Here is an 18,272-nt window from a genome sequence, read left to right on the forward strand (position 1 = left end):
AGCGTCAGAACATAGACATTCGACCCAACCGCGTCGTCGCACGTACCATTTGCGCGCATGCAGCCGTAGCGAAGGCTCAAGAAAGAAATTGTAAGTAAAAAAAAGGCCCGCTTGCTTTCGCGCCAGCAGGCCTTTCCAAAATCGTCGGTTCAAACGATCACATCCGCGACGCGACGTTTTCCCAGTTCACCAGATTGTCGAGGAAGTTCGACAGGTAAGCCGGGCGCTTGTTGCGGAAATCGATGTAATACGAATGCTCCCACACATCACAACCCAGCAGTGCTGTCTGACCAAAGCACAATGGGTTCACGCCATTTTCTGTCTTAGTCACCGCCAGCGAGCCGTCTGCGTTCTTGACCAGCCACGCCCAGCCTGAACCGAACTGACCAGCGCCAGCCGCACTGAACTGTGACTTGAATTCGTCAACCGAGCCAAAGTTTTCCACCAATGCCGCTTCCAGCTCACCCGGCATCGCATTACCGCCAGGGCCCATCATTTCCCAGAATTGGTTGTGGTTCCAGAGCTGACTAATGTTGTTAAAGATTCCGTTTTGCGCGACGGCATCTGCATCATAAGTGCCGACAATGATATCCTCCAAAGACTTGCCGTCCCATTCAGTTTCAGCGATCAATTTGTTGCCATTGTCCACATATGCCTTGTGGTGCAGGTCGTGGTGATACTCCAGCGTTTCCGCGGACATACCTTTGGCTGCAAGCGCGTCATGTGCATAAGGAAGATCAGGAAGTTCAAAAGCCATCTCGGCCCCCTGTTAAATATAAGTTTCGGTTCCCAAGGGTTAAATGCTTTGGCAAGTGGCCGAGGTCAAGGGCGGAGATTACAAATCCATGCGTCCGCCACCTTGATGAAGCCGCCCAAGAAGCGCTGCGCCTTCTAAAAACGTGAAACAAGTGTATCGACCGATAACGACCACATCCCACTTGGTAAAATTGGATTTTTTGACGAGACTTCTGGACGACAAAAAGACAACTTTTTTAGACCAATTGAGCCGGACAAATGATGAGAATGCTGGGTCAGTAAACCCCAACCTCGCTGCCGGGCTGCGCCGCGACCTTCAACAGCTCAAAAACATATTCTGCAGCGGATCGAAAACAGACAACTCGGAACGTATCGGTGTCGTCCATCCAGAAAGCCGCCGCCACCTGCGCCAAGCGTGAACGCCGGATTTGACCCGGTTGGAAGGCCTCGGGCGACAAATCTACCGGTGCCAGTTTGGCCAGAACTTCGCGCGCCGAATTGCCGGATACACGAAACACAGCCCGCGCATCTGAGACGTTGACTGCCAGAGCATGAACGCCACTCAGCGCGTCTGTCATTGCTGCCAACTTTGCATTCAATTCGGCATAAGGCACCAGTACCAGCAGTTCGTCGGGCGACATCCAACAGACACCTGTGTCGCCTTCGACAAATGCTTCGCGCTGTCCGGGCACTTTTTGGCCGGTCGCATCCTTGACCGCCTTGGCTAACACTTTGTCGGACAGATTTCCACGCACGGTAATCATCCCCTGCAGGCCGCTTTCCTCAACCTTGGCAATGCCGTCATAGCTGGCATGGTTCAATGCGCTGATGGGTTCAGACATTCTGCTTCTCTCCATCTTTGTCGAAGAAGACCGGATCAACGATTTTGACCTTGTAGATTTTGTCGTCAGTGCCGGGAAATTCGATGATCTCGCCCATCCGGTCCGGTCCGTTCTTGACTAACCCCATTGCGATACCCTTGCCCAGATTAGCCGAGAAATAAGTTGAGGTTACGCGTCCGATCATGTTCCGTTGACCGTTGGCGTTTACGCCCTCGCCCACTGCGTATGCGCCATCGGGGATAACAGAACCATCCACAGTCTCAAGCCCCACCAGTTTCCAGCGATCAGGATCCGTCATATGGCTACGCGAATGGGCACGTTTGCCCAGGTAATCCTCTTTCTTTTTTGAAAGCGCCCAGTGCAGGCCAAGATCTTGTGGGATCACGGTTCCGTCTGTTTCGTCTCCTATCATTATGAAGCCTTTTTCGGCGCGCAGAATATGCAAACATTCTGTGCCATAAGGCATCACACCAAACTTCTGCCCCGCCGCAAACAATGCATCCCAAAACGCTTGTCCCTGGCTGGCAGGTACCGCAATTTCATAACTGAGTTCACCGGAGAACGAGATGCGATAGGCGCGGCAATCGAAGTCACCTATTTTGCCATCTCGCCATTCCATGAACGGCAGGGCATCTTTCGATACGTCCATACCACCCAACTTCTCAAGCACCTTGCGGGCATTCGGACCGACAACCGCAACCTGTGCATACTGTTCGGTCACATTGGCGACATAGACTTTCCAATCCCACCATTCGGTCTGAAGCCATTCTTCCATATGCGCGTGTATTCGCTCAGCCCCGCCTGTCGTCGTGTGGCAAAGCCATGTGTCCTCGTCGATACGAGCGACAACGCCATCATCTATCAAAAACCCGTTTTCCGAGCACATCAGACCATAGCGGCATTTACCCACTTTAAGCGTGGACATCATGTTCGTGTACAACATGTCCAGAAATTTGCCGGCGTCTGGGCCTTTGACGATCAATTTGCCCAGAGTCGAAGCGTCTAGAATGCCAAGATTATCGCGAGTATTTTTAACCTCTCGATTCACTGCGTCATGCACAGATTCCCCGGGACGGACATAGGCATAGGGGCGTCGCCATTGGCCAACCGGTTCCCAGTCTGCACCGTTCGCGTCATGCCAATCGTGCATCGGTGTACGGCGGATAGGCTGAAAAACCTCGCCCCGCGCTTCGCCACCAATAGCGCCTAAGGAAATCGGGGTGTAAGGCGGACGAAATGTTGTCGTTCCAACCTTTGGAATATCGGAGTCTAATGAGTCAGCAAGTATAGCTAAGCCATTAATATTGCTTAGTTTGCCCTGATCGGTGGCCATGCCCAACGTTGTATAGCGCTTGGTGTGCTCAACGCTTTCATATCCCTCGCGCGCTGCCAGTTGAACATCCGACACTTTGACGTCGTTCTGAAAATCCAGCCAGGATTTCATACGCAGCTGCACCTCGGCATTCGCAGGCATCAACCAGATTGCCTCCATCGGTGCCTCTTCGGCCGCTTCACCTGATGGAGCTCTGGTGTTTTTAGGCTTAAAGCCAGCAGCCTTGGCAGCCGCCTTTCCGGCAGCATGTGCGTCGGCAATCACTTCGCCCAGCGACAAATGCCCATTCGACGACCCCGCGGCAACAACGAACCCGTCGCCATTTGCCCCTAAGGGTGGTCTTTTGGGATCGGGGCGGAAATACGCGTTCGCGTCATCCCAGATCAGCTTACCTCCACAATGGGACCACAGGTGGACAACCGGTGACCAGCCACCCGACATCGCAACTGCATCGCACTCGATCTCTTCACGAGCACCACCGATACCGTCCTGGTTACATAGCTGGACATTCTTGACGCGCTTGCCACCTTTGACCTTGGCAATAGCTTTACCCGGATCGACACGTACCCCAAGCTGACGGACTTCCTCAGCCATTGGACCCGCCGTTGCACGCGTATCAACGACACGGATTACGTTCACACCGACCTGTTTCAGGGCAATTGCTGTTCGGTATGCATCATCGTTGTTGGTCGCGATCACGACCCGCTGTCCTGGAGTCACTCCCCAGTTCACAACATAATCGCGCATCGCGGATGCCAGCATGACTCCCGGCACATCATTCCCGGCAAACGACAACGGTCGCTCGATTGCACCTGTAGCGGTGACGACCTGTTTCGCCCGTATACGCCACAAACGATGGCGCGGACCCTGTGTCCCGGGTCTGTGGTCACTCAAACGCTCGTAGCCCAATACGTAACCGTGGTCGTATACTCCGGCCCCCATGCAGCGTGTGCGCATGGTCACGTTATCCATTGTTTCTAGCTCAGAAACCAATTGCTCCACGAACTTATCCACAGGTTTCCCGCCAACGGTTCCACCATCGACCAAAGTACGCCCGCCCCAATGCGCGGTCTGCTCGATCAGCATGACCTTGGCCCCGGACAGTGCTGCGGCTTTTGCCGACTGCAATCCTGCGATACCACCACCGATCACTAAAACGTCGGCAAAACTGTAAAAGTGCTCGTAAGTGTCCGCATCTCGAGAGTCCTTGTCTGGGGCTTTGCCCAGACCCGCAGATTGGCGGATGAACGGCTCGTAGATGTGTTTCCAGAACGGTTTAGGATGAATGAACATCTTATAGTAGAACCCGGCTGGCAAAAATCGGGCCAGCGCAGTGTTAACCGAACCGATGTCGAATTCCAGACTCGGCCAATGGTTCTGCGAGATCGCGGTCAGGCCATTGAAAAGTTCTGTGGTTGTGGCGCGCTGGTTCGGCTCGAACCTATTGCCCTGCCCCAAACCGACCAGAGCGTTGGGTTCCTCTGCACCGCTGGCAACAACTCCGCGAGGACGATGGTACTTGAAAGAACGGCCAACCATCATCTGATCGTTCGCGAGCAGGGCCGAAGCAAGCGTATCTCCCTCGTACCCCTGCATTGAATTGCCGTTGAAGGAAAACGTGACCGGTTTGGAACGGTCAATCAAACGACCTTGTTTTGCCAGACGGGAACTCATGCTGCGGACCTTTCGCAGGTTAATGCGTAGACGCTTTGGGAAGAAGTTTTTTCAAGAACAAGCAGCATCAGGAGTGTCCCCTCCAAGACCACCCTGGGCGTTTGGCCGAGATGGCATTTTTGACTTCTTTCGGAGGCTCGGTGGTTTGCGCAGAATAAGTACCAAAAACTTCGAGCGTTTGCGTACAACGTGCAGCGTGAAACCACTTGCCACATCCGTTTGAGTGGCGCCAGCGTTCAAAATGTACGCCTTTGGGATTTTCACGCATGAACAGGTAATCGTGGAATTCGTCATCTGACGAACCCGGGCCATAGCGTTTCAGATGCGCCTCTCCACCTGCGGACAGCTCGGTTTCTTCGGCTTCGACACCGCAATAAGGGCAAGTAAGGACTAGCATTGTTTCATCCTTTCAGCAGCCGGTTGCAGCCAAATCCGGCTGACATTCCACTCAAAAACACGCAATGGCCTTCATCGAATGCTCGTTCTGGGGTTCCGCGATCAAAACGTCTCATCAATGCGCCACCCCTGCTGCAACGCTTTCGTCGATAAAACGGCCTTCTTTGAAGCGGTCCAGCGTAAAGGCTTCTGTCAAAGGCGAATGACCGGTTGCCATCAACTGCGCCATTCCCCAGCCCGAGCCGGGTATAGCCTTGAAACCGCCAGTGCCCCAACCACAGTTTATAAAGCAACCACCCAGCGGGGTTTTTGACAAGATGGGTGAACGGTCGCCAGTCATATCGACGATCCCGCCCCATTGACGCAGCATCTTCAGTCGCGAAATCATCGGAAAAGTTTCGACAAGTGCACGCACAGTTTCCTCGATATGATGGAACGAGCCGCGCTGGGTATAGTTGTTGAAGCCGTCGGTTCCACCACCGATCACCATCTCACCCTTGTCTGACTGAGACATGTATCCGTGAACGGTATTGGCCATTACGACCACATCCATGCACGGCTTTATCGGTTCTGAAACCAGCGCCTGAAGAGCAATAGCTTCCAGCGGCAACCGGAAACCTGCCATTTCGGCCAATTGTCCCGAATGGCCAGCAACCACAATCCCCAGCTTATCGCAATCGATGGCACCTTTGGTGGTGTCGACACCCACAACGCGGCCGTTTTCCGACCTGACATCAGTGACTTCGCACTGCTGTATGATGTCCATCCCCATCGCCGAACACGCACGTGCATAGCCCCACGCAACGGCATCATGGCGCGCAGTACCGCCACGTTCCTGCCAAAGCGCGCCCAACACTGGGTATCGAGGGCCGTCGATATTGATGATCGGCACCAGTTCTTTCACACGCTCCGGCCCGATCCACTCGGTCTTGACGCCCTGTAAGGCATTCGCATGGGCAGTACGCTGGTACCCGCGTATTTCGTGCTGAGTCTGCGCCAGCATCATCACCCCGCGCGGACTGAACATAACGTTATAGTTCAGCTCTTGGCTCAGATCCTCGTAGAGGCTTCGAGCCTTTTCATAAAGCGCCGCCGATGGATCCTGCAGATAATTCGATCGAATAATGGTTGTGTTTCGGCCCGTATTGCCGCCACCCAACCAGCCTTTTTCGATCACAGCGACATTTTGAATGCCGTAGTTCTTGCCCAGGTAATATGCTGTCGCCAGCCCGTGACCCCCAGCACCGACAATAATGACATCATATCGCTTTTTCGGCTCGGGCGAACGCCACGCCCGTTCCCATCCCGTGTGATATCGCAGCGCCTCACGCGCTACAGCAAAGGCTGAATAGTGTTTCATAAGCGAATCCGTCCGGTCTTCGGTGATTGGGCGCAGATATGCCGCGTACCGTCATTTTACCTGTGCCGTGCAACGTCACAATATCGCATTATTGCGACATGATCGCGCTTCGCGGCTTTTTGCCCCTTTTTTCGTCCGGCCCGGGGGTCTAAGTCTGATGAGCCACTCCGGAGGGACAATGACATTCTGGATTATCACTTCGCTGATAGCATTGCTTATCGCTGGGTTTTTGATTGCCCCTCTTGTGCGTAACCGCCGGGCAGAGGAGTCAACCGCGGCGTATGATCTGAGGGTGTATCGCGAACAGTTGGCCAGTGTGGACCGTGACCTTTCCCGAGGTGTGATTGCAGAGGCTGACGCAGATCGTGTGCGGACCGAAATTTCCCGTAGGATATTGGCGGCCGACGCGCAGGCACGCACTACAGAAGACGCGAAAGGGCCGCCACGAACAGTTTCAGTCATTGCTGTCATTTTGTTGGTCTTATCGCTGGTCGGTGGTGCCTTGGTGATTTACCGGCATATGGGGGCTGCTGGGTTTCCTGACATGCCACTGTCCGCAAGATTGGCGATGGCCCAGGATTTGCGCACAAACCGTCCTAGCCAAGCTGACGCTGAAAGCATGGCGACTCCGGTCGCTGCACCGACACTCGATGAAAACTACGCCGCGCTGCTTGCCCAGCTGCGGGAGACAGTGGCAGGGCGACCAGACGACATACAAGGCCACACTTTGCTGGCACAGCACGAAACAAACGCCGGAAACTTCAAGGCTGGATATGAAGCTCAGACCAGGGTCATCGAACTTTCTGACGGTGGAGCTTCTGCCGAAGCCTATGCCGATCTGGCCGAAATGATGATCCTTGCTGCCGGAGGCTATGTCTCACCACAAGCCGAGGAAGCGTTGCAGCAGGCACTTGAGCGTGATCCCGAGCAAGGTCCGGCGCGATATTACTGGGGGCAGATGCTGGCTCAGACCGGGCGACCGGACCTTGCCTATCGTGTTTGGGCGGATACGCTTCGCAGTGCTCCTCCGGGCGCTCCCTGGGCCAGCGCCATTCGAAGTCAGATCGACGACCTTGCTTTCCGCGCCGGGGTGTTCAACGCACCGAACCTAAGTTCTGCTCCGGCAATGCCGGGTCCCTCGCAAGAAGACATGCAAGCTGCGGCGGACCTTACGCCTGAAGAACGTCAAGAAATGATTCAAGGCATGGTCAACCAGCTGTCTGACCGTTTGGCCACCGAAGGTGGAACACCCGAGGAATGGGCCCGCCTGATCTCAGCCTTGGGCGTTCTTGGCGACACCGAGCGCGCAAAGAACATTCGGGATGAAGCGTTGCTTGTGTTTTCTGGCAACGACGCCGCATTGGAAGTGATTCAAATCGCTTCGCAACGCGCTGGTCTAGACCAATGATCTGCGAAGAATTTCAGGACTTTGCCGACGCTCTACCTCAGATGAAGGCATTGATAGGTTTGGATCTTGGCGAAAAAACCATCGGGGTCGCAGTTTCCGATCGCATGCGCACAGTGGCCAGCCCGCTAGAGACGGTGCGGCGCAAAAAATTCTCACTCGACTCAGCTCGTCTTATCGAAATTGCAACAGATCGGGAGATTGGCGGAATAGTTCTGGGGCTTCCCAAAAATATGGACGGATCAGAAGGACCCCGCTGTCAGTCAACCCGCGCTTTTGCCCGAAATCTTTCTCGTTTGACCGATTTGCCAATCGGGTTTTGGGATGAAAGACTTAGTACTGTTGCGGCAGAAAAAGCACTGCTCGAGGCGGATACGACACGAAAACGTCGCGGACAGGTTATCGACCACGTCGCGGCAGGTTATATCTTGCAAGGGGCGCTGGACAGGTTGCGCTTTCTTTGACGGATCGGATGACATTGATGACAAATATGGTTTGGAGAAGGAATGAGGTGGAAAGCCCCTGTATCCAAATTTGTGTTGTGCATCCAACTGAACGCATTTGCACCGGTTGCTATCGTACCATCGAGGAAATCACGCGCTGGTCTAAAATGGAAAGTTCTGAACGCGCTGAAATCATGCAGGACCTGCCAAACCGAAAACCCAGGTTGGCCAAACGTCGTGGCGGTCGCTCTGCTCGGATGCACCGCGACTAGCTTTCATTCAGAATACTCATTTGGATCAGCCAAGTCCCGTTGGCCTGCCTTTCAAGCACGTTTAGGGAAACACCATTTTCAGCAGCTTCGCCTTCCGAAAAACTAGCAAGGCACCAAGCCAAGTTTCCCGATTGACCGGAATCCAAGACGGTGAGAGATTTATTTTCCGTGCCTTCGGTGAACCAATCCCGGTGAAGTTCGGCGATAGCTTTGCGACCCGTCGCAGAACCAAATGGCGAAAAGAGTTGAGCCTCAACTGAATACACGGCAGCACAGCCGTCAGCGTCGGCTTGACGGTAAGCAATCAGGTAATCTTCGAAAAGTTTGTCCAGCTCATCTCGTACTGCCATGCGCATAGTCTTTCCATCATACATTCTACGGTGCGGTTATCCTGCGGCTAGCCAGGTTTTTGCGCTTTCAATTTCAGCTGACGGGAAATATTGCGTACGAGTGCCAAGAAGATGACTTGCTGTCCGTTGCGCCAACTTTTGCCACGCCTTATCCCCGACAATCGCCGCGCGATCCAGCATTCCGATATGCCCTGCTGCCAAGCGGAAATGGGCGGCCAACGCCGTTAAACCTTGCCAGCCGTCAAATTCGCGCAAATCGATCAGCAAACGAAACCCCTCTTTGCCGCTCAGCAGCGCGTCCAGATCCGATTGCGCCTGCTTGTATTCATCCGGGTCCAACTTTCCTAGCAAGCTGATCTGAACGCATGGTCCACTTAGGTCGGTCACATGAATAGAACCGAGAGACTCACGCATCCATCGACGTGCGGCCTCAAGTTCCTCCATCGAAAAAACCTGTACTGGACAAGGCAAGATCGGTGCAGCCAAACGAATACTGGTTTGCACCCATCCTTGGTCGGCCACCACACCAATACGGTCAAACCCGCGCCAGTGACTGAGACCCAGCTTGGTGTCAGACCACGCTGCACCCAAATCGTAGCCTTTGAATTCTGGCGTCACGATTGCCAATAACCGAACGGAGTCGTGATCGGCAAGTGCGGCTTCAATTGCCGGAACCAGAGTGTTTGTGTAATCCGCGCTGGTAACTTCACCGGACAATTCCACTTCGATCAGTGTACCGTCAGAATTCGTTTGGACCGTAATCATTGAAACTATCCTCCAAAACAGAGCAATGGCAGGAGGTTACGGGAATTCGAGCCATTGCGCCACTCCGCCGGGCAATTCTGGGCGGAAATAGGCGATCATCCGGCCGTCCGGCCCCGCTCGAGCGCTTTCCCCCCAAGGGGCAACACCATGCAGGCAGTGGCGATGAATGACATAAGCCTCGCCGGGGCTTGCAGGCAACTCGACGCGCGAACAGCGGTCGAAAACCTCCCGCCGGGTTGCCTGATATATATCGGTCACATCTGTTTGGGCCAACGCATCATTTGGCACCCCTGTCAGAGCCGTTCGAAACGCATCGCCCAGAATTTTGTGGCTGCCCTCCCAGACGACCATCGGCGACGCACTTGCAGAGACATCGCTAAGCGGAATACCCATCACCCACGCGTGAGGTTCATCAATAATTCGTCTGCGATCAGGGCCTGTCGGTTTCAAGCCGTCCACGTGGGCCGCATCCCGTTTTGCGCGATACCGCGCAGCGGCCTCGCTCTCATCCCGTCTTGGACGTGGGTACCCCGGATAAATAACCGAGACCTGACCTTTGTGCAGGTCGATGCCGCCGTAAAGCTGCGTCACGAAATCAACCGCCTGCCCGGTCAAAGGCTGGGAACCCCCTACTCTGCCCATCGCATCATTCTCCAAAACGTCGACGCCGACGAACCAGGTTCCCTCGCACTCATGCCATTGCGCATGAGCCGGATCTGTTACTGCTGCGCGTGCTGCAGGAAGGACGTGCGTTACCCAGCGTTCCAACGCCGGATCGTGTGGGAAAGTAATCCAACCCCTCTCCTCGAATGAGCCTACCAACCCAGTGCCTTTCGCAACATGTTCAATGCCACAAGCGTCAAGAATACCGCAAAGACGCGTTTCAAAGGTTTAGGATTCATTGCGTGAGCGAGTTTTACGCCCCAGGGTGCTGTTATCATAGTCATCGCGATGACAATCCCAAAAGCGATCAGATTAACGGCTCCGAAGGTAAAAGGCGGACGATGTTCTGGCGCGATTTCAAAAAACAAAAAACCCAGAACTGAAGGTACCGCAATTATCACACCAAAGCCCGCGGCGGTTGCAACTGCGCGGTGAATGGGCGTGTTGTAAAGGCTCATCAATGGCACGCCAAAGCTGCCGCCACCGATGCCCATCAACACCGATAAAAATCCGACAGAAGGAGACAACAGAATGCGGCGCACCCCAATAGGCATCGCGTCGCCCAACCGCCACTCGGACCTGCCCAACCCCAGATATAGACCGATGACCATTCCAAGAACGCCAAAAAGGGCTTGCAAAACCTCAGTTCGCAACGATGACGCAACCAACACGCCCAAAAGCGCGCCGAGTGCGATTCCCGGACCCCAACCACGTAGAATATCCCAGTCTACCGCGCCTTTTTTATTGTGACTCAGTACGGACCGAACGGACGTGACCACAATCGTTGCCAACGATGTCGCCAAACATAGTTGCATCAGCTGTGGGCCGCCGTAACCCAAGGTTTGAAATGCGTAAAAAAACGCTGGAACCAGAACAATTCCACCGCCCACACCCAGCAAACCTGCCAGAACCCCTGCAAAAGCGCCAATCACAAGCAAAAGGCCCAGCATCTGGGCCAGCAACATAGTCTCGGGCATTATTCCCTCACCCTGGCTAAGGTTCGCATTAAACCGCCGCGTCCTCTTGCGCAGCGGACAAAACGCTTTCCAGCGCCTGCAGCATTATCATGGGCCCGGCGTCTTTCCGCACTGCGCCTTCGGACAGCATCCTGCGCCAGCTGCGCGCTCCGGGACGACCTGCAAACAGACCTAACATATGCCGGGTGATCTGGTGCAAACGCCCACCGCTGGCAAGGTGTCTCTCTACATATGGCACCATTTTTCTTACCACCTCAAAAGGATCAACGGTTTGCCCTGTTTGAAAAATCAGCCTATCCGCATCAGCCAGAATTTCGGCTGGGTGGTGATAGGCGGCGCGTCCGATCATGACCCCGTCCAAACCAGCGTCCAGCATTGCCCGGGCCTGAGTAAGCGAAGTGATGCCACCATTGACCGAGATATGCAGGTCCGGAAAGGCAGCCTTCATCTGGTAAACCAAGGCGTAATCCAGCGGCGGAATATCCCTGTTTTCCTTGGGGCTTAATCCTTGCAACCAAGCTTTGCGTGCATGAATTATGACACGGCGGCAACCGCTGGCTCTGATTTGCTCTAAGAAATCGGGGAGGACTTCGGTCGGGTCTTGTTCGTCCACTCCGATCCTACACTTAACAGTGACATCGACATCGACCACTTCTCGCATGGCGCTGACACAGTCCGCGACGCGACCGGGCTCTCTCATCAAAACGGCGCCAAAAGTGCCGGATTGAACCCTGTCGGACGGGCAACCACAGTTCAGGTTGACCTCGTCAAAACCGGCTTGCTCCCCAAGTATCGCGGCCTGAGCAAGCTCCTGCGGATCGGATCCCCCCAATTGCAGTGCAACTGGATGTTCTTGGGGGCTATGGTCGAGCAAATGCAACGCTCCTCCGCGCACCAGCGCCGGAGCCGTAACCATTTCGGTATAAAGCAAAGTCTGTGAGCTAAGCAGACGATGAAAGTAACGACAGTGACGGTCTGTCCAATCAATCATAGGTGCTACAGATAATTTAGCGTTATAATTCAATGGTTTATTATTCACTAAATCACCCGATTTCATCTGTTTTTGCACACATATTGCACACGGCTTGTAAATTCCTTACACACGGTTTGATTTTAATCGCACAGGAATTGCACACCGTGGCCACTATCACACGTTTACCCTCTGGGAAATATCGCGCCCAAGTTCGTAAACAAGGCGTTTACCGCAACCGAACATTCGACCGCAAGGCCGATGCAAACGCTTGGGCCGTGGATATTGAAAGGGCCATAGCTGGCGGTGGTTCCACTGGCACAATCAGTGTCCCGAAAGATATGACTTTGGGCGATGTCATTACCGCGTATCTTGAACAGGTAAACGTGGGCCGAACTGTCCACTCCAACCTTACCCGAATGAAAAACCGCATTGGTAATACCACTATCGCCAGCCTGAACGCAGTCACGTTGCGCGATTACGTAGAAAGCCGCAAATCCGATGGCGTAACGGGCGCAACGCTTGCTGCCGACTTGTCGAACCTGTCATCTGTCTTGAAGTGGGCAAGGCACGTCAAAAATCTGGACATCAATATCGACCTTGCCAAAAACGCCCGTCAGAGTCTGAGCGCCGAGCGCATAGACACACGTAGCGTTGAACGTGACCGCATACCTACTGAGGCCGAAATCAAAGCCCTGTGCGACTATTTCGAGAACAACCCCCGCCAGAAAATCCCAATGGCAGAAATCATTCGTTTTGCGGCTTCAAGTGCAATGCGTTTGGGCGAAATATGCCGTATTCGAATTGAAGATATTTCTTGGAACGAACGTTCCGTAATCATCCGTCAGAGGAAAGACCCAAGACGCAAACTGCGTAACGACCAAGAAGTTCCACTTGTCGGAGTTGCATACGACATTGCCCGTAGGCAGGCAGAGGGGCGCACAGAAGGCCGCTTGTTCCCCTATTCAGCCGCCAGCGCCAGCACCGCCTTTACACGGGCCGTAAACAAGCTGGGCATTGAAGACCTGCACTTTCACGACCTGCGACATTTGGGGATTACCGAACTGTTCAGGGCGGGATTGTCTACGCCGTTGGTTGCCGTTGTTTCTGGGCATAAAGATTGGAAACATCTGAAACGCTACACGAACCTGAACGCCCAAGATGTTCACGCCGCTTTGGAGGGCAAGCAATTATGAGAATTTCAGCAATAGTGGTTGCCGCTCTGGTGGCTGGCAATGCGTCAGCGGGGGTTACCTGCGAAGGTCCGCATATCAAATTAATTGAACAAGACGGAAAGGCACTCATTACAGTTGGGACCGCAGGAACGTTCTCTGCGGATTGCACATCGTTTTACACACCCTTTGAACACCAAAGCCAAAACAACCTTAAAGTTTGTAAGTATATTTGGGGAAGATTTGAAAGCCTTGAAGTTTTAGTAATTGAACCGCGTCGAATTCTTATGATTCCAGTGGCAAACTCTATGTTTCCTGAAAAATCCCCCGAAGGCCTCGTTTACGAAGCCACCTGTTCGGGCTTTGATGATGAGTGACCCCAACGCCGTCCGTGTATACGGACTGACGGGCCGTTATCTGGATTTGCCGCAAGAAGTGGTTAACCGTTACACAGGACGTGAAACGGAATTGCAGGCGTTAGTAGATGCAAGCGCCGATTTCCTGACATCCGACGATATGGAAATACCTGCAGGTATGGTTGCCGTGGGTAGCCTCATTGCCCAGCGCAAGGCCGTTAATGCGGCCAAGGGTGCGCCTGACCCAAACGTCACGCTTGCTGTCGAAAACGCTCGCGCGATGCTATCACAGGCCGAACGTGACGGACGTAAAATGTCCAAGCGCGAGGCAGCGAAACGTGCTGTACAAAATCTTGAACAGATGACAGGGCGGATAGTTTCACCCGACGCGGTTCGTATGAGGCTTAACCGAAAATAATTTTGGAACGAGTTACTGGTTCCGTGACTCATCACGAAATGTGTTTCTATTGGAAGGCACCTTAACGAATCACAGGTGCCGAATATGAGTGAATACCAAGAGACCTTTCTGACATTGACGCCGTTGTTGCAGGCGCAATTGTCAGACTTGATTGCATCGACGCCCCGCCCCCGATACTCCGAGACCGTCAAGGCGATGTTGCTTGAACACGGTCTGATTACCGAGAGTGAAGTTTCCGAACTCAAGGGCGAGGAAACCACCACAACCCAAGCCAACCGCGCCCGTGGGAAAATGCCCCCGCACTACAAGTGGGGAAGCCTGATTTGCTATCACGCTGATGACATCGCCGCGATGATCAAAGCCGAGCGTGTAGAGAACGCCGCGTACAAGCGCCGCAAGGTGACCAACAAAGACCTGTTAGGCGGTGCGTCGTGACCCTGCTTTTGGAACCCGACAAAGCCAAAACCCTTGTGGCCGATGCCGTTTATTTTATGGCGCACTCTGACGACACGGGCGACTTTGCAAGCGCGGCTAATCTGGCCCGCTTGTTGAACCGTCTTTATGTCCGCTTAGCCCGCGAACGCCACGACGGTTTCGTGTCCGTAAAGCTATCGGGCGACGTCGAAGAAAAGTTGTTCAATCAGCTTAGTCGGTGAAACGAAGCGGGCCGACCAAACGAAGCGGTCGGCCCAATCAGTAACCCACCTACCAAAGTAAGGTCACATATGATGCCTAAAGATATATCGACGCGGGGACATCTGACAACCGCAATAAATCGCGGTTACCATTTGGGTGATCTTGTCCCGCTCATTCCCGTCGGCGCTGCGTTGAAGCCCGAAACACGCAATCAAGACGGATCGGTAAATCCACCTTTGGAACTGGAACCAAACGCCTTCGGCAAGACACCAGGTAAATTTATTACAACGTCTACAGGCGGTTATTGGATGCGCCGTCGGGCTTGGAATAGCACCGACATCACCGATGCTGAAGTCATCGGTCACGATCTGGCAGGGGCATCACTTGGCCTTAAAATGGGCATCAATCTGGCGGGTTTTGATGTCGATATTACAGACCAAGCCGCAATGGACCTAATTCGACCTGCGCTTATTCAGGCGGGCGTTGAAGGGCCGATTAGGATAGGCCGAGCGCCGAAGGCCCTGTGGCTTTTCCGCGTCCACGGCGATCCGATTAAATTCCGCCAGATACCTTTGACGGGCGGACATCTGATTGAAGTGCTTGGCGTGCGGTCCAGTGGCAACCCATCACAGGCCGCAGCATTGGGCCAACACCCGTCTGGTTCCTTCTACAATTGGGAAGGTTACGCGCCGAACGACCTGCCCCCGATAGACGGCTTGCCAGTTATCGACCAAGCGGGAATGGATCGCATCTTGGATGCGACTTTGGGCGTCGCTTCACTGGTCGGAATGGTGCCTGCGAAATCCGAATACGAGACAGGCGGCAATCCCGAAACGTCATCAATGGGACTGCACGCCGATCCAGAGATTTGCGCGCGCATAATGGAACTGATGCCCAATGATGAATCCGTGGATTGGGACGGCTGGAAAATCCGCGTCGGAATTCCGCTCTACAACGCGATTGGCGTTGAATTAGGTTGGCCGCTGTTTGAAGCGTGGTCGAAGAAATCCCCAGCCTATGACCCGCACACGACCGAACGCACGTGGCATCGGGAAATGTGGCCCAACAATATGACCAGCGGTTTCGGCTCGCTTGTGAAGCGGCTGCGCACGGCTATGGGCGGCACGTTACCAGCCGACCTAGAAGGCAGCTTGGTGAAGCGGAGATTTGACCACGCCAAAGGCCAGCACAATTCAGCCAGTGCAGCCCCTGCCCTGCCATCTGTAGAGGACGATGACTATCAAAGCCCATTGGCTGACCACGTGCGTGAACACCTGTTCCCATTGGTCACGATGTCGCCGCTGGATGTGGATGCAAATCTGGACCGCCTGTCAGGTACTTTCGGCATCGGCAAGCAAACGTTGAAGGCCGAGCTAAAACGCATCCGACAACAGATGCAATCGGTCCAAATCGCGGGCGACTTTACCAACATTGACGTCATGCGTGACCAATGGTTCGCGGGTTGTGTTTACGTCGTAAAGCGCAACAAAATCTTTTCGCCCCACTATGGTCTGTTGGACCAAAAGCAGTTCAAAGCGACTTATGGCGGGGCGGTGTTTCAGATGTCGCGCGATGGTCAGGCGACCACAACCGACGCTTGGAAGGCATTCACTGAAAACCGTGTAATGAGATTTCCGCAAGCCGAATTTACCTGCTTTCGACCTGAATACGACTTCGGCGCAATCGTGACGCGTGCGGACGGCAGCACAGCCGTGAACACGCTCAAGATGCCCAACATACCATTCGACAACAAACCGCCCGAACCGTTCCTGACCCATCTGGAAAAGCTACTGCCCAACCGACGCGACCGCGAAATTCTGCTGTCGTGGATGGCCGCTGTCGTTCAGAACACGGGCCGCAAGCTGATGTGGTCACCCGTCCTGCAAGGCACCGAAGGCAACGGCAAGTCGTTCATTATGAAAGTGATGGAATATTGCGTTGGCCAGAACCTGACGCATTGGGTCAACCCCGAAGATATGCACGAAAAGTACAACGGCTATCTGGCAGAAAATCTGCTGATATGCGTTGAAGAAATCCATATGTCCGACCGCCGCGAAATCTTGGACCGCCTGAAAAAGTACATCACAGGCGACCGCGTTGAAATCCGCAATATGAACGAAAACAAAATCACGATGGATGTGCTGGCCGTCTTTATGTTCTGCACGAATTACAAAGACGCCATTTTGAAATCTGTGAATGACCGTCGGTTTGCCGTGTTCTTCACCGCGCAACAAACAGCCTACGACATCGAAGCGCACGGTATGGATGCGGAGTATTTCCGCAATCTCTGGACGTGGGCAAACAATGGGGGGATGGCATCCATCCTTGGCTATCTCAAAACGTACCGCATCACCGATGCCAACCATCCGCTGATTGGCGCAACGCGTGCGCCGAAGACATCCAGCAATGAAGAAGCTGTTGAGGCATCAATGGGCAGCTATGAGGCAATGATTTTAGATTTGGTTGAAGAAGGTCACCCCGGTTTTTTGAACGGCTGGATTAACGCGGACATTCTTTGGTTGATGATGGAAGACAGAATGCATATGCGGCCCAATTTCCGCGCAATCAGTTCGGCGCTGACAAATTTGGGCTATCAGAAAGTTAAGCCGCGCGTTCGTCTGCTATCTGGTGACCGTAGATTGACGCAGTTATATAGCAAGCAGCCTATGTCTACAGACGGCCCGTCAATTATAGAACGTTACAACGCGGACCAAATTATCAAGCCGTGGATAAATACCAGCGAAATTAAAGTACCGATGGCTGATTATAATGCGGCTGTAGAGTTAATGGACGGTACGAAATTAACGTATGGTTTTGTTGTAACGCTTCCAAACACACAATTTCGGTTCACGGATCACTAATGGTTCACAATGAGTTGGTGATTGTGAACCACATTTTTTCTTTTGTTCTTATGCTCTTATACTCTACTGGTTCTTGGTTCTTAATAAGTAGTAGTAGTAGTAGAATAAAGGGATACGGTTAAGAGAAATAAAGAACAGTAGAGAACAGACCTAAAAACGTCTGTGAACCTGTTCCAGTGAACCACATCAGCAGCACCAGCAATATAGGACAAGACTTAGAGGTTTGCTGCGCGACACGTCCTAGCGTGATGGTGATCAGGTCAGGCGAAACGTCCTAGTTATCCTAGCCACAGCCACACACACCGACCACGACATCTGATCGCCAACACCATATCCACATTCGTTTTGGTTTATGACTAGGTACCAGTTGAAACTCTCATTCAGGAACCACACACGATGCGTCATCATCCACATTTCACGTGATCGCATCGATTTGGTTCGATGATGTGAAATGTATATACATTTGCTGCACGACCAAGCGACCGCGTTCGTTCAAGCGTGGGGAGGGTATGACCAAACCGAGTTCGAGGGGGCCGCACCGCGCGGGGTCCAATGATTCAATAACAAACCTCAAAAATGCCGATATGAAAAAATCTTATATCTACCGTTCTAAGGGGTCGTAC

At 53.5% G+C, this 18,272-nt stretch carries 19 protein-coding genes; 9 read left to right on the forward strand and 10 right to left on the reverse strand.

The features are described from left to right. Positions 1–157 precede the first annotated feature (157 nt). The 5 genes from GOV45_RS00665 to GOV45_RS00685 form a co-directional block, all read right to left on the reverse strand. A complete protein-coding gene (locus GOV45_RS00665; RefSeq protein ID WP_170472874.1) occupies positions 158–757 on the reverse strand; it encodes a superoxide dismutase in 600 nt (199 codons plus the stop codon). Positions 758–1,031: 274 nt separating this feature from the next. Continuing rightward, a complete protein-coding gene (locus GOV45_RS00670; protein ID WP_170472877.1) occupies positions 1,032–1,598 on the reverse strand; it encodes a sarcosine oxidase subunit gamma in 567 nt (188 codons plus the stop codon). Then, on the reverse strand, positions 1,591–4,605 hold the full coding sequence (locus GOV45_RS00675; RefSeq protein ID WP_170472880.1) for a sarcosine oxidase subunit alpha family protein: 3,015 nt from the start codon (positions 4,603–4,605) through the stop codon (positions 1,591–1,593). The genes GOV45_RS00670 and GOV45_RS00675 overlap by 8 nt, the downstream gene beginning before the upstream one ends. A gap of 67 nt (positions 4,606–4,672) precedes the next feature. Beyond that, positions 4,673–5,002, reverse strand: coding sequence for a sarcosine oxidase subunit delta (locus GOV45_RS00680; RefSeq protein ID WP_170472883.1), 330 nt, complete (start codon positions 5,000–5,002; stop codon positions 4,673–4,675). A 114-nt stretch (positions 5,003–5,116) separates the two neighbouring features. After that, entirely contained in the window at positions 5,117–6,361 is a 1,245-nt protein-coding gene (locus tag GOV45_RS00685; protein WP_170472886.1) for a sarcosine oxidase subunit beta family protein, read from the reverse strand. Between the two features lie 178 nt (positions 6,362–6,539). Here GOV45_RS00685 and ccmI point away from each other — a divergent pair, with 178 nt between their 5' ends. Genes ccmI through GOV45_RS00700 form a run of 3 tightly spaced genes read left to right on the forward strand, consistent with a single transcriptional unit; the run spans position 6,540 to position 8,481 of the window. Further along, a complete protein-coding gene (gene ccmI / locus GOV45_RS00690) occupies positions 6,540–7,769 on the forward strand; it encodes a c-type cytochrome biogenesis protein CcmI (protein WP_170475307.1) in 1,230 nt (409 codons plus the stop codon). Then, the gene (ruvX, locus tag GOV45_RS00695; RefSeq protein ID WP_170472888.1) at positions 7,766–8,230 is read left to right on the forward strand and encodes a Holliday junction resolvase RuvX; all 465 of its coding nucleotides are present in this window, start codon (positions 7,766–7,768) and stop codon (positions 8,228–8,230) included. Before ccmI ends, ruvX begins: the two co-directional genes overlap by 4 nt. Before the next feature lie 17 nt (positions 8,231–8,247). Beyond that, positions 8,248–8,481 carry a DUF1289 domain-containing protein gene (locus tag GOV45_RS00700; protein WP_170475309.1) on the forward strand — a complete coding sequence of 78 codons (234 nt, stop codon included), beginning with the start codon at positions 8,248–8,250 and terminating at the stop codon, positions 8,479–8,481. Here the strand turns inward: GOV45_RS00700 and GOV45_RS00705 are convergent. Genes GOV45_RS00705 through dusA form a run of 5 tightly spaced genes read right to left on the reverse strand, consistent with a single transcriptional unit; the run spans position 8,478 to position 12,293 of the window. After that, positions 8,478–8,831, reverse strand: coding sequence for a YybH family protein (locus tag GOV45_RS00705; RefSeq protein ID WP_170472890.1), 354 nt, complete (start codon positions 8,829–8,831; stop codon positions 8,478–8,480). The genes GOV45_RS00700 and GOV45_RS00705 overlap by 4 nt on opposite strands. Positions 8,832–8,867: 36 nt before the next feature. Beyond that, a complete protein-coding gene (locus tag GOV45_RS00710) occupies positions 8,868–9,596 on the reverse strand; it encodes an STAS/SEC14 domain-containing protein (RefSeq protein WP_170472892.1) in 729 nt (242 codons plus the stop codon). Positions 9,597–9,632: 36 nt separating this feature from the next. Further along, on the reverse strand, positions 9,633–10,418 hold the full coding sequence (locus tag GOV45_RS00715; protein WP_170472895.1) for a hypothetical protein: 786 nt from the start codon (positions 10,416–10,418) through the stop codon (positions 9,633–9,635). Next, on the reverse strand, positions 10,412–11,236 hold the full coding sequence (locus GOV45_RS00720) for a sulfite exporter TauE/SafE family protein (protein ID WP_170472897.1): 825 nt from the start codon (positions 11,234–11,236) through the stop codon (positions 10,412–10,414). Before GOV45_RS00720 ends, GOV45_RS00715 begins: the two co-directional genes overlap by 7 nt. A gap of 28 nt (positions 11,237–11,264) precedes the next feature. After that, complete coding sequence (dusA, locus tag GOV45_RS00725) at positions 11,265–12,293, reverse strand: tRNA dihydrouridine(20/20a) synthase DusA (protein WP_170472898.1); 1,029 nt, start codon at positions 12,291–12,293, stop codon at positions 11,265–11,267. An 80-nt stretch (positions 12,294–12,373) separates the two neighbouring features. Between dusA and GOV45_RS00730 the strand changes: the two genes are divergently transcribed. From GOV45_RS00730 to GOV45_RS00755, 6 genes are all read left to right on the forward strand, one after another. Then, entirely contained in the window at positions 12,374–13,402 is a 1,029-nt protein-coding gene (locus GOV45_RS00730; RefSeq protein ID WP_170472900.1) for a tyrosine-type recombinase/integrase, read from the forward strand. Further along, positions 13,399–13,755 carry a hypothetical protein gene (locus tag GOV45_RS00735; RefSeq protein WP_170472903.1) on the forward strand — a complete coding sequence of 119 codons (357 nt, stop codon included), beginning with the start codon at positions 13,399–13,401 and terminating at the stop codon, positions 13,753–13,755. The genes GOV45_RS00730 and GOV45_RS00735 overlap by 4 nt, the downstream gene beginning before the upstream one ends. Beyond that, the gene (locus tag GOV45_RS00740; RefSeq protein WP_170472905.1) at positions 13,748–14,152 is read left to right on the forward strand and encodes a hypothetical protein; all 405 of its coding nucleotides are present in this window, start codon (positions 13,748–13,750) and stop codon (positions 14,150–14,152) included. The genes GOV45_RS00735 and GOV45_RS00740 overlap by 8 nt, the downstream gene beginning before the upstream one ends. Positions 14,153–14,236: 84 nt before the next feature. After that, positions 14,237–14,587, forward strand: coding sequence for a hypothetical protein (locus tag GOV45_RS00745; protein ID WP_170472907.1), 351 nt, complete (start codon positions 14,237–14,239; stop codon positions 14,585–14,587). Continuing rightward, on the forward strand, positions 14,584–14,808 hold the full coding sequence (locus GOV45_RS00750; RefSeq protein WP_170472908.1) for a hypothetical protein: 225 nt from the start codon (positions 14,584–14,586) through the stop codon (positions 14,806–14,808). Before GOV45_RS00745 ends, GOV45_RS00750 begins: the two co-directional genes overlap by 4 nt. Positions 14,809–14,880: 72 nt before the next feature. Continuing rightward, entirely contained in the window at positions 14,881–17,649 is a 2,769-nt protein-coding gene (locus tag GOV45_RS00755) for a DUF5906 domain-containing protein (RefSeq protein ID WP_170472911.1), read from the forward strand. The last annotated feature ends 623 nt before the right edge of the window (positions 17,650–18,272 follow it).

The sequence above is a fragment of the Ruegeria arenilitoris genome (assembly GCF_013035425.1).
Classification (GTDB): Bacteria; Pseudomonadota; Alphaproteobacteria; order Rhodobacterales; family Rhodobacteraceae; genus Ruegeria; species Ruegeria arenilitoris_A.

Coding starts and splice junctions, on each gene's coding strand:
- GOV45_RS00705 (WP_170472890.1), bottom strand. CDS start 8,831: ATGGCAGTACGAGATGAGCTGGACAAACTTTTCGAAGATTACCTGATT.
- ccmI (WP_170475307.1), top strand. CDS start 6,540: ATGACATTCTGGATTATCACTTCGCTGATAGCATTGCTTATCGCTGGG.
- GOV45_RS00680 (WP_170472883.1), bottom strand. CDS start 5,002: ATGCTAGTCCTTACTTGCCCTTATTGCGGTGTCGAAGCCGAAGAAACC.
- dusA (WP_170472898.1), bottom strand. CDS start 12,293: ATGAAATCGGGTGATTTAGTGAATAATAAACCATTGAATTATAACGCT.
- GOV45_RS00710 (WP_170472892.1), bottom strand. CDS start 9,596: ATGATTACGGTCCAAACGAATTCTGACGGTACACTGATCGAAGTGGAA.
- GOV45_RS00735 (WP_170472903.1), top strand. CDS start 13,399: ATGAGAATTTCAGCAATAGTGGTTGCCGCTCTGGTGGCTGGCAATGCG.
- GOV45_RS00700 (WP_170475309.1), top strand. CDS start 8,248: ATGACAAATATGGTTTGGAGAAGGAATGAGGTGGAAAGCCCCTGTATC.
- GOV45_RS00745 (WP_170472907.1), top strand. CDS start 14,237: ATGAGTGAATACCAAGAGACCTTTCTGACATTGACGCCGTTGTTGCAG.
- ruvX (WP_170472888.1), top strand. CDS start 7,766: ATGATCTGCGAAGAATTTCAGGACTTTGCCGACGCTCTACCTCAGATG.
- GOV45_RS00755 (WP_170472911.1), top strand. CDS start 14,881: ATGCCTAAAGATATATCGACGCGGGGACATCTGACAACCGCAATAAAT.
- GOV45_RS00685 (WP_170472886.1), bottom strand. CDS start 6,361: ATGAAACACTATTCAGCCTTTGCTGTAGCGCGTGAGGCGCTGCGATAT.
- GOV45_RS00720 (WP_170472897.1), bottom strand. CDS start 11,236: ATGCCCGAGACTATGTTGCTGGCCCAGATGCTGGGCCTTTTGCTTGTG.
- GOV45_RS00675 (WP_170472880.1), bottom strand. CDS start 4,605: ATGAGTTCCCGTCTGGCAAAACAAGGTCGTTTGATTGACCGTTCCAAA.
- GOV45_RS00670 (WP_170472877.1), bottom strand. CDS start 1,598: ATGTCTGAACCCATCAGCGCATTGAACCATGCCAGCTATGACGGCATT.
- GOV45_RS00665 (WP_170472874.1), bottom strand. CDS start 757: ATGGCTTTTGAACTTCCTGATCTTCCTTATGCACATGACGCGCTTGCA.
- GOV45_RS00740 (WP_170472905.1), top strand. CDS start 13,748: ATGAGTGACCCCAACGCCGTCCGTGTATACGGACTGACGGGCCGTTAT.